This window comes from Paracoccus spongiarum (assembly GCF_030732095.1).
Taxonomy (GTDB): domain Bacteria; phylum Pseudomonadota; class Alphaproteobacteria; order Rhodobacterales; family Rhodobacteraceae; genus Paracoccus; species Paracoccus spongiarum.
In genome coordinates, this window is the sequence record NZ_JAVAMQ010000020.1 from 39,956 (window position 1) to 55,207 (window position 15,252).

General features: G+C 59.2%; 15 protein-coding genes. 5 read left to right on the top strand and 10 right to left on the bottom strand.

Annotation, left to right across the window (positions count from 1 at the left end):
* Positions 1-29: 29 nt before the first annotated feature.
* From Q5Y72_RS16420 to Q5Y72_RS16430, 3 genes are all read left to right on the top strand, one after another.
* Positions 30-245, top strand: coding sequence for a DUF6900 domain-containing protein (locus tag Q5Y72_RS16420; RefSeq protein WP_371930854.1), 216 nt, complete (start codon positions 30-32; stop codon positions 243-245).
* Positions 246-259: 14 nt separating this feature from the next.
* A complete protein-coding gene (locus tag Q5Y72_RS16425) occupies positions 260-487 on the top strand; it encodes a hypothetical protein (RefSeq protein ID WP_305964508.1) in 228 nt (75 codons plus the stop codon).
* A gap of 95 nt (positions 488-582) precedes the next feature.
* On the top strand, positions 583-1,113 hold the full coding sequence (locus Q5Y72_RS16430; protein WP_305964509.1) for a DUF3489 domain-containing protein: 531 nt from the start codon (positions 583-585) through the stop codon (positions 1,111-1,113).
* Between the two features lie 30 nt (positions 1,114-1,143).
* Here Q5Y72_RS16430 and Q5Y72_RS16435 read toward each other — a convergent pair whose 3' ends face one another.
* From Q5Y72_RS16435 to Q5Y72_RS16465, 7 genes are all read right to left on the bottom strand, one after another.
* The gene (locus tag Q5Y72_RS16435) at positions 1,144-1,554 is read right to left on the bottom strand and encodes a hypothetical protein (protein ID WP_305964510.1); all 411 of its coding nucleotides are present in this window, start codon (positions 1,552-1,554) and stop codon (positions 1,144-1,146) included.
* 181 nt (positions 1,555-1,735) lie between these two features.
* Entirely contained in the window at positions 1,736-2,989 is a 1,254-nt protein-coding gene (locus Q5Y72_RS16440) for a site-specific DNA-methyltransferase (RefSeq protein ID WP_305964511.1), read from the bottom strand.
* A gap of 373 nt (positions 2,990-3,362) precedes the next feature.
* Positions 3,363-4,055, bottom strand: coding sequence for a hypothetical protein (locus Q5Y72_RS16445; protein WP_305964512.1), 693 nt, complete (start codon positions 4,053-4,055; stop codon positions 3,363-3,365).
* Complete coding sequence (locus tag Q5Y72_RS16450; protein ID WP_305964513.1) at positions 4,052-5,062, bottom strand: helix-turn-helix domain-containing protein; 1,011 nt, start codon at positions 5,060-5,062, stop codon at positions 4,052-4,054. Before Q5Y72_RS16450 ends, Q5Y72_RS16445 begins: the two co-directional genes overlap by 4 nt.
* Positions 5,059-5,457: a VRR-NUC domain-containing protein gene (locus tag Q5Y72_RS16455; RefSeq protein WP_305964514.1), complete on the bottom strand. Its 399-nt coding sequence runs from the start codon at positions 5,455-5,457 to the stop codon at positions 5,059-5,061. The genes Q5Y72_RS16450 and Q5Y72_RS16455 overlap by 4 nt, the downstream gene beginning before the upstream one ends.
* Positions 5,454-5,705, bottom strand: coding sequence for a hypothetical protein (locus Q5Y72_RS16460; protein WP_305964515.1), 252 nt, complete (start codon positions 5,703-5,705; stop codon positions 5,454-5,456). Before Q5Y72_RS16460 ends, Q5Y72_RS16455 begins: the two co-directional genes overlap by 4 nt.
* Complete coding sequence (locus Q5Y72_RS16465) at positions 5,702-5,962, bottom strand: helix-turn-helix transcriptional regulator (RefSeq protein WP_305964516.1); 261 nt, start codon at positions 5,960-5,962, stop codon at positions 5,702-5,704. Before Q5Y72_RS16465 ends, Q5Y72_RS16460 begins: the two co-directional genes overlap by 4 nt.
* Positions 5,963-6,454: 492 nt before the next feature.
* On the opposite strand from Q5Y72_RS16465, the gene Q5Y72_RS16470 reads away from it, so the two are divergent.
* Positions 6,455-7,036, top strand: coding sequence for a hypothetical protein (locus Q5Y72_RS16470; protein WP_305964517.1), 582 nt, complete (start codon positions 6,455-6,457; stop codon positions 7,034-7,036).
* A gap of 56 nt (positions 7,037-7,092) precedes the next feature.
* Here Q5Y72_RS16470 and Q5Y72_RS16475 read toward each other — a convergent pair whose 3' ends face one another.
* On the bottom strand, positions 7,093-8,355 hold the full coding sequence (locus Q5Y72_RS16475) for a tyrosine-type recombinase/integrase (RefSeq protein WP_305964518.1): 1,263 nt from the start codon (positions 8,353-8,355) through the stop codon (positions 7,093-7,095).
* Positions 8,356-8,501: 146 nt separating this feature from the next.
* Positions 8,502-9,260, bottom strand: coding sequence for a hypothetical protein (locus Q5Y72_RS16480; protein WP_305964519.1), 759 nt, complete (start codon positions 9,258-9,260; stop codon positions 8,502-8,504).
* Between the two features lie 65 nt (positions 9,261-9,325).
* On the opposite strand from Q5Y72_RS16480, the gene Q5Y72_RS16485 reads away from it, so the two are divergent.
* The gene (locus tag Q5Y72_RS16485) at positions 9,326-14,503 is read left to right on the top strand and encodes a VCBS domain-containing protein (RefSeq protein WP_305964520.1); all 5,178 of its coding nucleotides are present in this window, start codon (positions 9,326-9,328) and stop codon (positions 14,501-14,503) included.
* A 480-nt stretch (positions 14,504-14,983) separates the two neighbouring features.
* Here Q5Y72_RS16485 and Q5Y72_RS16490 read toward each other — a convergent pair.
* Positions 14,984-15,252: hypothetical protein (locus Q5Y72_RS16490; protein WP_305964521.1), on the bottom strand; the 269-nt coding region annotated here is incomplete at its 5' end.

Genomic DNA, 15,252 nt, shown 5'->3' on the forward strand with positions numbered 1-15,252 from the left:
ATCAGAGCGAATCTGATGGTGCGACAGAGATGCAACTCACCACCGGAAGCCTGATCATGACCCGACCGAACCAGACCGCCACCGACACCCTGCTGACCGACATCGCCCAGCGCCATTTCCACGGGCTGGAGACGCTGGAGACCCGGAACCGCGACGCACTGGATTTCCACGATGTCGCGGTCTGGGCGATCCGGCACGCGCTTGAAGAGGCCTATGCCGCAGGCCTCGCCGCCGCCACGAAATGAACCGGAGTATCGACATGACCCTCAAACCCGCCCGTACCAATGACGCCGCCCTCGCCGCCTTCATCGCGAAGAAAGCGGAAATCGACGCGATGCTGGCCCGGCTGCAGGCGTTAAGCGCGAACCATTTCGGCACCGATCCCGAGCAGGTGAACTGGGGCCATGTCGGCAGTCTCGAATATCAGGCGAACCTATTGCAACAAATCAGCGACTTAGCTTTTGGCGAGGGCGAGCACGCGGCCTGACAGGCTGGCCTGCGCCGACCGCTGTGCCCCGGATAGCGGGGCCCGCCTCCGTAGAAGCCGACCGCAGCACGCGGCGGCGATGCACGGAGCCAGCCATGACCAAGCTCACCGACACCCAGACCCTGATCCTGACCCGGGCCAGCGCCCGGCCGGGCAATCTTGCCCTGCCGCTGCCGGAGGGGCTGCATGGCGCCGCCGCGAAGATGGCCGTCGGTCGGATGATCAAGCTCGGCTGGCTTGAGGAAGTGGAGTCCAATCTCAGGCGCAAGCAGCCGCTCTGGCGCGAAACCGGCGACGGGCATGGCACCACGCTGATCGCCACCGATGCCGGGCTGGACGCCATTGGCATAGATCCGGTGGTGGTCAGGACCATGGCGGCGCTGCGGGACGCCAAGCCCGAGGCTATCGCCGCCGCCCAGCGCCCGGGCACGAAACAGGCCCAGCTGATCGCCATGCTGGAGCGCCCTGAAGGCGCGACCATCGCCGAGATCGCCGAGGCGACGGGATGGAAGCACCACAGCATCAGGGGAGCTATATCAGGTGCGCTGAAGAATAAGCTGGGGCTGAACGTCACCTCCGAGAAGGTTAAAGACAGGGCGCGAGTCTATAGTTTGAAAAGCGGATAAAACCAAGTTGCTGCGCTTGGTTGGGCGACATCATTTACTGAGTAGAATGGAACGACCAGCGGAAATCGCCATGCAGAGCAAAGCGATGCCAAACGAAAGTCCGGCGAGCATACCGAGAGATACCGAGCCTAAATTTAGCCGATTAACGTTGCAGTCGAAAAAAGGGACCGATTTGTAAACGACGCATCCGCCGGCAGCAGCGATGTAGATTACACTTCCGCCGCCAAAAATTAGCGCCATAAATAGTAATGACCATGCCGAAAACATCAGCATTCTGACAAGTCTGTCGGCTTCATGCGTTTTCGTTATTTTCTCAGAGAATGCTATTGATATTACCAATGTCCCAGAGGTCAAGGTTAAGAATTTAGTCATCAGATCTTTGATTTCTGTATAATTGTAAGTCATAAAAATTATCTCATTCGAACTCAGAAGGTTTTCCATTTCTGTTCTCCTGAAGTGCCTAAAGTCGGCAGGTTGCTGAAGTCGCAACTATGTTCAATATTGTTCACCTAATCAATAATTTAACAATAGCACTCGTAAGCTGCTGTTCGAGTAGGTGGGCGTCTCAAAGGTTCTGCCTTTACGCGGCACGACGGTAGATAAAGCCTAATCGTTCTCGGTCTCATTGCCGGGTGGCGGTCAGGTCGGCATAGCTCTGGTCGGTGCCATCGAGAATGGCGGATTGGCCCGTCAGGTTCTGCCAGCGGGTGATGGCGACATCGACATAGGCGGGGTTCAGCTCGATGCCGTAGCAGACCCGGCCGGTGGTCTCTGCCGCGATCAGCGTGGTGCCTGACCCCATGAAGGGCTCATAGACAGCCTGCCCGGGGCTGGAATTGTTCAGGATCGGGCGGCGCATGCACTCGACCGGCTTCTGGGTGCCATGCACCGTTTCCGCATCCTGATCGCGATTGGCGATCTGCCAGAGCGTCGTCTGCTTGCGATCCCCGGCCCAATGGCCCTTGCCGCGCTTCTTCACGGCGTACCAGCAGGGTTCGTGCTGCCAGTGGTAATCGCCCCGGCTGAGGACCAGTCGATCCTTGGCCCAGATGATCTGCGAGCGAATATCGAACCCGGCGGCGATCAGGCTGTCGGCGACGGTCGTGGCATGCAGTGCACCATGCCAGACATAGGCAACATCCCCCGGAAACAGTGCCCAGGCCTCGCGCCAGTCGGCCCGGTCGTCGTTCAGAACCTTGCCCGTGCGCTTCGTCTTGGCCGCACCCGTGGCATTGCGCCATGCCGGGTCATAGTCGACGCCATAGGGTGGATCGGTGACCATCAGCAGTGGGCGGACATCGCCGAGCAGCTTTGCGACGACATCGGCGCTGGTGCTGTCGCCGCAGATCAGCCGGTGGGCCCCAAGCAGCCAGAGATCGCCCGGCACCGAAACCGGGTCGGTGGGCGGCTCCGGAACATCGTCTTCGCCCTCGGCGGCGCCATCCTCCGCCAGATCGGGATCCTGCAGCAAGGCCTCCAACTCGTCGTCGGCAAAGCCCAGCAACGACAGGTCGAAATCATCGGCCAGCAGCTCGGCAACCTCGTCGCGCAGCAGCGCCTCGTCCCAGTCACCGAGTTCCGTCAGCTTGTTGTCCGCGATGCGGTAGGCGCGGCGCTCGGCCTCGTCGAGATGGCCGAGCCGGATCACCGGCACCTCCGCGAGCCCCAGTTCGGTCGCCGCCAGCACCCTTCCGTGACCCGCGATCAGCTCGCCATCGTCGCCGACTATGCAGGGCACGGTCCAGCCGAAGCGCGCCATGCTGGCGGCGATGCGCGCCACCTGATCGGGCCCGTGCATCTTTGCGTTCCGGGCATAGGGGCGCAGCCGCTCGATCGGCCAGAACTCGATCTGGCGCGGCGCGAAGGTGAGGTCCATGGGGCAGGGTCGTCCTGTGGTTGGGTGGCTTCCAGCAGGTGGCTTCCTGCTGGCTTCCGGTCGTGGTGGCTCCCGCAAAGTGGATCCCGGAATCCACCTTGGAATCCAGCGGGAATCCACCCTGCGGAGGCAGCTAACGCCTTGTTTTTTTTGATGGAAACGGCGCTCTGGTGGCTCAAGTGGATTCCGCCTGGATTCCCCGGTGAAATCGCCTGACGCTGGCAAAGTTCCGCGCTGCGCCCCCCCGAATACGGATCGCGCCGGGGAGGAACCAAGGCAGGGGGGTAGGGCTGGGGGGTCTGACGGGAAGAGCGCCTGTTCTCCGGGCGCTCGTCTTCGATGCTTGGGTTATGAGTCAAGAGGGGCACGAATGTCAAACTGTTTTGTTGCCGATCTGTTCGCTGCCCGTCGGACGTGCCCACGGCTGCCGTTTCGGCATCATCTCCGTCACGTCGATGCTCCGCAGCATGCTGCCGTCGCGCAACCCATTCCGCACCCAGTCCATCGCAAGCCACCATTGGTCGTAGTGACGGCGCGCGGCCGCGATCTGGTCCGGATGCGGCGAGAAGGTGACCGGGCAGACTCGCAACTCGACCGTCCGCCATTTGCCGCGTGACAGCACGCGGGCCGAGCCGACCGCGACGGTGATCGCGCGTTCGCCATGCTGGTTACGCTTCATCTCGACCGGTACGCAACGCGGCACGGCGCCGGGCATCCAGTCGGGCGTCATCCCGGCCCGGGCCAGCTCGGCGACGCGGATAGCCATGCGCAACCCGCCAAGCGAGGTTGGCAGGCCTGCGACGCAGGCGGCGATGACCTCGGCATCCTCGTGGGTGGAACTGTCCGGCTTGTACCGACCGCCATCGATGCGGCAGCCCAGCGCGGCGCGTTGCATCAGCACATATTCGAGGCCGAAGCCCGGACCTTCGCCGCGTTCGGGGTCGGCCGGTTCCGGCAGCTCCAGCCGGGCCTTCTCGGTGCGAAAGGCCCATTCCAGCACCTGCTGGACGCCCAGCTTGCTCTTGGTTCGGGCGCTGCTGCTTGGGAAGCGGGAATGGATGCTCATGCTACGCCCCGTTCTCGCAGCCGTTCGGCCGTTACCAGCCCTCGCTCCAGCATGGCATTGCGCACGGTGTTCGATATGGCGTTGGAAGGCAGGTAGCCATCCCCGTTCACCAGCCCGGCGTAGAAATCCGCAATCTCGTCCATGCTGGCGCGTGGCGCGTCGGCGGGTTTGCTACCGCGCTTGCGGCGCTTGTCGCCCTCAGTGGGTGTCTTGACCTCGGCGCTCCGTGCTGCCCGTTCCATGGCCCTGTCCAGCGCCCTCGGACCGTCCGGCGGGTTCGGGTGGGTGCTGCGGCTGTCCCGGGCCACGGCGATGATCCGCTCTTCGGTCAGGCCGAGATCGGTAATCCAGCGACGGACATGTTCGCGAGGTGGCCAGCCCTGCCACCAGCCGGGAAGGCCGGCATCGGTGTCCAGACCGAGGGCGTCGAGCAGCTTCCCGAAAAACTCCTCAAATCGATCATCGCGCGCTCGCGCGCCCTCCTCCTCCTTTACTGGTTCCCTTAATGGTTCTCTTACAGGGTTAGTGTCCGGATTCCGGACACGGAAATCGCCATTTTCCGGACACGGCTTTGCCCGAAATCCGGACACGGCTCCGTGTCCAGTTTCCGGACACGGGTTGACGGTATCCGGCGACGTTGGACGACATTCGCCGTCAGGATGATCGTCTGAAAACCCGGGAAAATCGCCATGTCCGAATTCCGGAGACGGCTCGGATTCGGGGTCGTCGAACCCGTCCTCGAAGCCGAGAATGTAGCGGGTCGGCTGCTGGCGTTTTGTCACCGGATCGACGCTGGCGCAGCGGCGGATCAGTCCGGCCAGTTCCAGTTTCTTGAGATGGTCGTTCAGGGCCGAGCGGCTGATCTCGCAATCCGCCGCCAGCCGCGCCTGCGTCGGAAAGCAGCCGAAATCCGGATTGTGGCGGTCGCAGAGATGCCAGAGCACGATCTTGGTGGCAGGCTTCAACCCGCGCTGCAGGATCGCCCAGTTGGTCGCGAAATGGCTCATGCGCTGGCCCTCCGGCGCGGGTTCAGGGCCTGCACCCGGCTGGTGATGCCATGATCGGCCAATGCGCCCAGCGCGTCCTCAACCGAGCGCACCAGCGCCCAGCCGAAGCCCTGAGGTTTCACCATGTCCCTAAAAGCCTTCTGCGCTGGGCTGACCCTGCCGGACGGACTTTTGACCTCCAGAAACAACACCTGACCGCCGGTCAGGACGATCAGATCGGCAAAGCCCGGAAACACACCCATGCCCGTCAGGATCGCCTGGCGTTGGCGTGCGGCCGTGCCGCCAGAACCCACTTCGTTGGCGGAGTGGTGGATGATGGCATCGCGGGGCAGGACGATCCGCAATGTGTGGACAATGGCGCGCTGGATATCGGCCTCGGGTGTACGGCGGGTCATGCGTCACCCCGGTTCGACACGGCGATCAGCAGTCCAGCCAGTGCCAAGGCCTCGCGGCGTTCCTGATCTTCGGGGCTGTGCGCGGCGATGGCCCGGCAGGCGAGGACGATCAGGCTGTCCGGGTGGTGGACGAAATCGGCGACAATACCGCGCGCTTCCGCCAGACACTGGGCGCGCCAGCCAGCGGTGCTGGTGGTTTCGGTGACATCGCCGCGTTCGGTTTCGGAGATATGTGTCATGGCGTTCATTTCCGCCCCCGCACCTTGCCGGGTTTCGCCTCAGTGACACGTGGCATCTCCTGCGACTGCAGCCAGTCCTGCACCACGCTCATCCGGTAAAAGATCTTGCGACCGGCGCGGACGCAGGCCGGACCTTGCCGGCGCCGCTCCCAGCGCCCCAGTGTATCGACCGTCAGACCTAGTTCCTGGGCCAGATCGTAGCGGCTGATCCAGCCGCGCAGCAGGCGCGGTTCTATCGCCGGTTCTGCACTCATGGGTTGTGTCATGCTCTTGCCTCCATCTTGCATCGCCCTGACCGGGCGACTGATGGGGAGAAGAACAATCACAGAAAAAGCACCGGCAGGGAGGCGGAAGGTGGCGTAATTCCCCCGGACTTATGCCACCCCATGTTTTGCTGGGTTTGCGGCGGTTCACGGCCAATCAGCGTGATTCGGTGCCGGGTCTGAATGCCGTCGAAAGCCGTCGAAACTACAACCGGCGGAATTGATTATGCCGGTTGCCGCTAACAAGATCAGCACTTGCAGGCGGCGGAACATGTCAAGAACAAAGACTCGCTTATCCACAGTCAAATCGGCTGGACAAGTCGCGCCCTGGTGGTGAACAAAGCGGCCCAATCACGCCGGATGCGGTCGAGTGACGCGAGCCTTCTCAGGGCCTGCGATCAGGAGAGATGTGTCTGCGCGTAGGTTGGATGAGACAGGCGCTTGGCTTGGGGGAAGGGTGGTCAGCGCCGACGGATAAAGGGAGATGAGACAGATATGCCATTGCCGCAACGCGCATTTTACACGGTCCAGGAGGCCGCGCTTCGATTGGATTGTACATTGGGCGGGCTCGCCGGCTGGGCCGCGACCGGACGGCTGGAGATTGTGACAGCGATCCCGCCGGTGATTCAGGGCGGCCACGTCTATGCTGGCTTCGTCGCCGTGCCGGTGTCGGATATCATGTATCTGTTCTGGGGCGGATCGGAAGTGGCGACCCTGCGGCGGTTTCGCCCAATCGAGGCCGAGGATTGGGTGCTGATCGAAAGCAATGCAGATTTCGTTGAGGTTTGCCTTTCTCGTCTGATGATTGCAGCTGAGGAGATGCAGCGCTTCGAGGCGACGAACGGGTTGACGCGACGTGTCAATAGCGGCGCCCCGTCACGCCACGACTGGGAAGGGGTTATGGCTTACCTGATCCGCCGCGTTCATGTTGAAGGTGTGCCTGCGACGCAGGGTGAGTGGATCGCCATCGCACAGGACTGGTTCGCACAGAATTCGGAGGGTGGCGAGATTCCCGATGAAAGCACCATTCGGCGCAAGCTCGGGCCCATTTGGAAGGAGCTGCAAGAGACGGTTTAGGGCGGCGCTTGATTGCAGCCTCGCCGCCCTATCGCCCAGCGCTCTGTTAGGGACGATCAGGCGCTTCTGCGCGCCTGCTCCTCAACATCATGCACCAGCACCGGCTTCGGCCGGAAGGCGCTGGCCACGGCATCGACCCCCGCGCGCAGCGGCGAATCCATCAGATGCGCATAGCGTGCCGTGGTCTGAGTCTGGCTGTGACCCAGCAGCTTGCCGATCATTTCCAGCGATGCGCCGCCGCTGACCAGCAGCGAGGCGAAGGTGTGGCGCAGGTCGTGGATGCGGACATCCTCGATCCCGACCTGCTTCTGGATCTGATGCCAGAAGCGACGGATTTCCTTCACCGGCTGGCCCGGCACGTCCCCCGGAAACAGGAAGGCGCAGCCGCGCGGTGCCAGCAGTTGTCGTTGTCCGACGATTGCGGCTGCCTCATCTGAGATCGGCAGGCGGTGAATCTTCCGCTGCTTGGTCATGCTGGCGGGTTTCGACCAGCTGAGATGTTCCAGATTGAAATGCTCGAACCGCGCCTGCCGGACCTCGCCGACCCGCGCGCCCGTCAGCATGCAGAGCCGGATGATATCCGCAGCGCGCCGGTCCTCGGCCGCGTCCAGCGCTGCCGCCAGTTTCCGGATTTCCTCCTGCGACAGAAACCGCTCGCGCGGGTTCTCGATGCGGCGCCGAAATCCCGAGGCCGGATTGTCCTCGCGCCAGCCCCAGCCCTGCGCATAGGTGAACATCTTGCGCAGCACCTCACCAACACGGTTAGCGCGGACGGGAGTTGGTTTCGACCCCTGCAGCTTGCGAGCCCGGTTGTTGGGTTTGACCTTGTGCGGCCGGGACCGGCCCTCGGCGATGCGGCTCAGCAGCTTTTCAACGTCATAGGGCGTGATCTCGGTGACAAGCCGGTTGTTCCAGTCCGGTCCGACCAGCTTGGTCAGCATGGAGCGCTGATCCGAGGCATTAGTCTTCGCCAGATTGGGAAGATGCACCTCGGCATAGCGCTCGACCAGATCCCTGAACCGGGGCGCGTCCCGCCCGTCCTCCTTTGCACCCAGCGGATCGCCCCCTGCATCGATGTCGCGCCGCAGCTCCTTGGCCCGCTCCCGCGCTGCCGTCGTCGACCATTCCGGCCAGCGCCCCAGCGTCATCCGCCGCTGCCGCCCGGCATGGCGGTAGTCCAGCGTGAAGGCCCTGTTGCCGGAGCGGTAGATGCAGATCGCAAAGCCCCGCACCTCGCTGTCGAAAATCTGGTAGTCCCGCCCCGGTTCCGGCGCTGCCTCCCGCACCGATTTCTCGTTCAACCTCAATCGCTTCACCATGCCCAGCGCCTCCTTCTTGCATCCCACATGAGGCTCAGCCTCGCGCGCATGGCAAGTCATACATCGGCCATCAGACCGGCAGGGAGGCGGAAGGTGGCGGAAGTCGGCAGGAGGCGTGCCGGTGGCAGCCGTGATCACAAAACAGATTACCATACAAAACTGACAACAGACTCGTCATGGCAAGGAAACTTTGTTGTCAGCTCAAAATCATGCAGACTGGCGACACGCCACTCGACAGGGCGCCCACCGTAGTAGGTTCGAAAATTGATTTTCGATGGCTCGGTTCTAGGCATCTGTTGAAAGGCACCGCCCTCAGAATAAAGCTCGATCCTGTCGCCTACGGCGATGACAGTGCCATAGAACCGCCACATGGTATCGGGGGAATTTCGGCGACGGTAGGCGATGTGGACGGCTCGGGGGAAGCTGTTCGTCGGCGCGAGGAAACGTGCCGAAACCTGAACGTAATCGCTAGTGCGCCAATTGTCACCATTGTCGAACTCCGCACCGAACCAATCGCGGCCAAAGCAGCGGAGCGCCATGTCGTCGGCAGGCCAGCGCGGGCCAGGCCTATAGAGCCGGTACAATGGGCTGAACACACCTGCGGCGGCCAATCCTCGTTGGAGATATACGCGTATCTTGGCGAAGTTGGAGAAATAGCCATTGCGATGATAGTCGAAGAGCGCCAAGGGGTCTACATTGAGGAGAGCGCACAGAGCGACTACCTCCTCGCCCCGCGACGGCAAGCCATCCTTAAGCCAGCGATAGATCGTGGATCTTTGTCTTGGCGAAGGGAACCCGGATGAAGTTTCGGCTAGGTGCTCCCAAGCACTGACTAAGTCGTCGATGTCGCCGTGAAGGTGCTCAATTAGGGACTGGGTCAGTGCCGGACGAAGGTAGATGGGCATCGTTTCTCGTTTCGTAAGACTGTTTTGGGATGACTCACTCTCGCAATGAGCTAATCCTTACTCTAGTGCATATAGATTCGGTGAGGCAAAAAATGGCAACGCTTAGCCCGCGTGATGTTGTTTTGGCAGCGGACTTTGCAAAGGCCGCGTACAGGGGTGAGAGTGACCTAAATTCGTGGTTGCGATCATCTGGCTGGGCCGCGCTAACAAACTCCGAAGGCCAAACGCTGTTCTCAAACTCTTTTGAGCAATCCGCCTTGTTTAGCGATGCAAATGCACTGGCCGCAGTTCGCGATGGTACCCTAATTGTAGCATTCGAAGGAAGTGGCGATATCGCAAACCCGTCCAACTGGGACGACTGGGTATCAAACTTCGGGGGTGGCCTCGCGACGTGGGCACCGCTGTATTCAGCCTTCGGCGGCTTTTTCAGGGCAATAATCGAACACCTTCAGTCAAATCCTATAGAGCGCATTATCGTAACGGGCCACAGCCAGGGAGCTGCTATTGCAGAATGGTTCCTTGCTGAGTGGTCGTCCGATCCACGCGTTCTTGGCGTGACATTTGCTTCCCCTGGCACCGAAAGAAACTTGAGTTCACTTGAGAATGGAAAGCTTATCCGAGTTGAGCACACAGGTGATATAGTTGTAGACGCAGCCGAACGCATAGCTGCCGGGTTTGGATGGTTTAGTACCGCTTTCCCTGATCCCGAAGGAGACCTGAAAGCTCAACGCCCCGAAGGAAATTTGGGCTTTGCTGAACACTCAATGGACCTTTATCACGATACTGCGATCAGGATATTTACCTCTGCGTTGGCTGACGAATTTATTCAGCGATATGAGACTATTCGTCCAATTTTTCTAGATGGCTCTACCAATAACTTTGTCAGTACCTCACCTTCAGATGCTATTTTTGGTGGGAGCAGCAATGAAGTAATTCGGGGTGACGGGGAGCAAGATCTGATCTCTGGAGGCGCCGGCAACGACGATATTCGTGCTCTTGGCGGAAATGACAAGATTGATGGCGGCCCCGGTTTGGACGCTCTCTATGGGGGATCAGGAAGTGACACGCTTTTTGGCGGGGACGGAGTCGACCTCCTACGAGGAGAAGGAGGTGCAGATATACTATATGGCGGTGAAATGGGTGACCGTCTCTATGGGGATGAAGATGCCGACTACCTAAAAGGCGAAGGAGGCGCAGATAGAATCTGGGGCGGCAGTGGCAATGACCGAATATTTGGCGATGAAGCCAATGACACGCTGATCGGTGAAGCCGGCAACGATACCGTGGATGGAGGTTCCGGCGTCGATACGGCGGAATATGCGCGATCATTCCAAGGCTCCGGCGGAGCTTTCAACTATCAGCTCGTGTCTCTTAGTGGCGGTCGCTTTACCGTACGTGACCTTTCCAGCGGATCGGTTGAAGGAACAGATACGCTTGAGCGCATTGAGTATATAACCTTCGGTCGTGAGACTTTTACTGTAGCGGAGTGGTTTGAGCGCGCTGGAAGCAAAGCTCCTAGCGTCCCTACGCCAACGCAGGAAACGCCTTATGTCCCGACGAGTCCCATCCCCGATACGCCGAATGGCGTTTCGAATTCGCGACTTTCGGTAACGCCCGTAAATCGTGAGCTTACTGTGGGACAATCGGTTGCCCTAAGCGATCTTTTCCCCACGTCTTACTGGCGCGATAACGACGGCGCATACGATATCGTTCGTTTTTCGGTTCAAGACCGGACTGTGGGCGGTGGCTATCTGACGCATATGGGGCGCGCGGTGGCATCCAATCAAGTGCACGAAATGCCAGTTTCTGATTTGGCAAACTGGCGATTTGTTGCCGCTTCGGGTGCAGCGGCGGATCAGATCGGGTTCAATATCATTCAGGCTGACGGTGATTTTAGCCCAAGGCTGACGACCGGCGCAGTGGTTACGACTGTGCAGCCTATTGTTGTAAATCCGTCCAACCCTGATCCAGTAGTTGTACCCGGAGCCGAGATAGCCAGGCTGGATCTTGATCGCAGAGAAGGAAGTTCCGCTACGGAAGGGGATCGAGCTCAGTTTGCGATTCAGCGTCGCGGAAGTCAGGATGGCGATATCGTCGTCGAATGGCGGATCGAGGGCATCGGCGATAACCCTGCCGACCGGCGCGATTTCCCAGCTATGTCCGGGACCGTAACACTCTACGATGGTCGGGGTGACCGCAACTTCAGTATTGGCGTGACACAAGATCAGGTTGACGAGCTTGATGAGCGGTTCCGGATCGAACTGCGTGTCGTCTCTGGCGACGCAGTGTTCGATGATGACGAAACGACGTTCACAATTATCGATGACGATGAACCTTTGGGCATTGATCCAAGCGTCGATGATCATGGAAACAGCTTTTCGACCGCCACGATCATCGGTGAAAATCAATGGGCGAGAGGTTTCATAGAGCAGCCGGGCGATCAGGATTACTTCCGGCTCGAACTTCTGGGCGGCGTCGGATACGAGTTCATCCTGATAAAGGATAATGATCTCTCGCTCATTGGTGGAGACCGAGATGCTGATTATCCAACCATCCCGCAGCCGATTACCGAGCTTTATGACGAAAGCGGTCATCTGATTGCGACGCTTCCGTCAACCAGCATCAGCAATAGATGGGCATTCGAATACGAGACACCAGAGGATGGCACCTACTACCTTCGTGTGCGCGAGAACGGCGACAACGACGTCGGTCAGTACTTTGTTAATGCTGACATTCGTGTGCCAGCAGATGATTTCGCCGCAGACATGTCGACTTCTGCCCTGTTAATCGGAGAGGGCCGGATCATCGGTAGCCACGAACGATCAGCAGATGTTGACTGGATCGCCGTCGAGGTGATCCAAGGCAAAACGTATCGCTTTTCTCTTATCAGTGACAGTCGGCAGACCGTTAATGCTGACGGAAGCGGCGGATGGTACTTCTTTGGCTGGCCTGATGCTGGCTTCAGCCTGGTTAATTCAGCAGGAAACGTGATTGCCTCAAGGACAACCGGTTATCCGACAAGCTCGAACCTAATTGAATTCGAAGCAACTCATACCGGTCGCCTCTATATCGAAGTCGATGCCTCGACTGACCAAATGTATGATTATGTTGTGAATGTCGAACATCTTGAGGTCAGGCCCGAAAACCCAGCGTTAATTCTCCAGCCTACATCTGCAAGCGTTGAAGACGTGCGATTTTCTGGGATTCGTGACGCCGATCTCGTTGCTGTCGATGATGATATCTTGACAGTTAACGGTGAGACCACAAGCGCCATACGGTTTGATCTGACAGGATTAGCCCCCACTGCCAGCTACGCCGCGATTGAGGTCTATATGTTCGCCTCCGATGGAGGGAGCGTTACGGGCGATATCGCTGTTGATACGCCGTCTAACAAGATTAATGCAGGCACCACTCTCGGTAGCGTCGGCTCGCTCGAATTTGTCACCGCTGTTCAAACATCGGGCGTCGGGCGGTGGGTCACGATTGAAATCACGGAACTTTACAATCAATGGATGTCGGGAGAACGCGAAAATACTGGTATCGTTCTTTCCACGACAGAGTTCTCCAGCCTCACTGACGTCATGTCATTCTATTCGTCCAACTATTCGGGCGACCCTTCGCTGCGACCGCGCTTGGTACTTGATGGCCCCGACGTTGAAGAGACGGTTTTTGGGGAAACAGCCGGCACCATTATTGAAGACGCAGGTAGCGTGACTGGTGCCATTGGCGTGACCGGTGGTAATTCGAGCTTCGCGGAGGCTTCTGCACGCGGAAATTGGGGATCGATTTCTGTAGATGGCAGCGGTGGCAGTTGGACCTACACCCTAGATGGGCGTTCTGATCGCCTGCGCGACGGTCAGGTTGTTACAGAAGATTTAGTTCTGACTTCATCTTCAGGCATTTCTCAGTCTGTACGCATTGTCGTCACTGGTCGAGATGATCCGGCCACTTTGATTGGCGAGGGAACATATCAGTTGAATGAAGCCGGACGTACAATCTCCGGTCGCGCCGCGATTGCCGACATTGACGCTTCAGTGGAGCCTGTCTTTGTAGCGGCACAGGTTTCTGGTACCTATGGTCGGATCACGATGACTCGCGACGGTCACTGGAACTACACGCTTTCAAATACCGGTATGCTTGCACTTGGAGCGGGAGAGACGGGGTCTGAAGAGTTCCTACTGAATGCTTCAGACGGAACTGAGCTACAGCTAAACGTCACGGTAGATGGCAGCGATAATGACCGACTACTTGGTACAGTAGCCAACGAGACATTCTCGGCTGGTATTGGCAACGATACCCTCAATGGCAGCGGTGGCAACGACACACTGATCGGCGGCGCAGGCAATGATGTCTACATCGTCGATGGCGGCGACAGGGTCTGGGAGGCCGCGAATGCCGGGATCGACACCGTGCGCAGTTCGGCAACGTTCTGGCTTGGCGCAAATGTCGAGAACCTCGTCCTGACGGGATCGGCCGCGGTCAATGGCGTCGGCAATGCCGGGCATAACAGGATTAACGGGAACGGCGCGGCAAACTGGCTGAACGGAAACGGCGGCAACGACACCCTGATCGGCGGCGCAGGCAATGACGTCTATATCGTCGATGGCGGCGACAGCGTCTGGGAGGCCGCGAATGCCGGGATCGACACCGTGCGCAGTTCGGCAACGTTCTGGCTTGGCGCAAATGTCGAGAACCTCGTCCTGACGGGCTCTGCAGCGATCAACGGCGTGGGTAATTCCGGGCATAACAGGATCAACGGGAACGACGCGGCCAACTGGCTGAACGGAAACGGTGGCAACGACACGCTGGCCGGTGGCGGCGGCAATGACAGACTGCTCGGCGGCAATGGGCATGATCTGCTTCAGGGTGGAGCAGGACGCGACACGCTGGAGGGCGGCGCGGGAAGCGATCGCCTCTATGGAGGGGCGGACGGTTGGCAAAGCGACATGTTCGTTTTCCGCACAGCCGCAGATAGCGCCGTCGGCTCTGGGCGCGACCAGATCCACAACTTCCGGCCGGGAACCGATGTTATCGACCTGCGAAGCATCGATGCTAATCTGAGCCTGCGCGGGAACCAGAAGTTCGAATTCAGCGGCGGTCGTCCCGATGATCATTCAGTCTGGGTTGCCAAGCAAGGCTCGAACATGATCGTCCGTGGCGACATTGACAACGACGGTCGCGCCGATTTCGAGATCCTGGTGGTCGGAGTATCGCAGCTGACAGAGAACGATTTTCTGCTGTAGCGAACCCATCCGTGCGCCAAGATGGGTTCCTACACGACGGCTATTGGAGATCTTACGTTGGAAAATGGGATCGGCAAATTGATCGTCAATAAATCGTCTACCTCAACGCCACCTCAACCCTTGGCTGCAGTTTTCGCGCAGGTTGTGCTGCCCAAAGTCGTCCGATGCGGTCCAATGTCGGAATGGAAATCGCAAGAAATCAAACGGTTATCGCGCAACTCATTGAAATCGTTCAGTTTCGCAATTTTCCTTCTGATCGGCTCATAACCTGAAGGCCGCAGGTTCAAATCCTGCCCCCGCAACCAGAAAACTTCGTATTATCAAACGCTTATGCGCCGCCCTCCGGGGCGGCGTTTGCGTTTCCAAAACCGGTGGAAGCACTGTGGAAGCAAGAGGGAAAGAAGTTCCTCGTAAACAAGCGAATCGAACCTAGAACAACTCGAGGCTTCCAATAAGGCGAACTCAAAGAAGGAAGGGTCTCTAGGGCTGATTCAATCTACCCTGGATCATACCAAGCGTTTCCCAAAGCCTTCCAACTTCGTTTCCACGCGCTTCAAGCAGCTGCGCCAATCGCCTGAGAAAAGTCACCGTGTCGCGATCGCCATATGTCCTGGCGAGTCCAACGAGGCTGGCCGAGCAGTTCTTCCCACCCGACGAAAGGACAAGTAGCTCAATCTCACGCGCCTTGATACTTATCTCAATACGCTCCTTTTCGATCAAGGCTCGTTTTTTCATCTCCCGATCAGTCA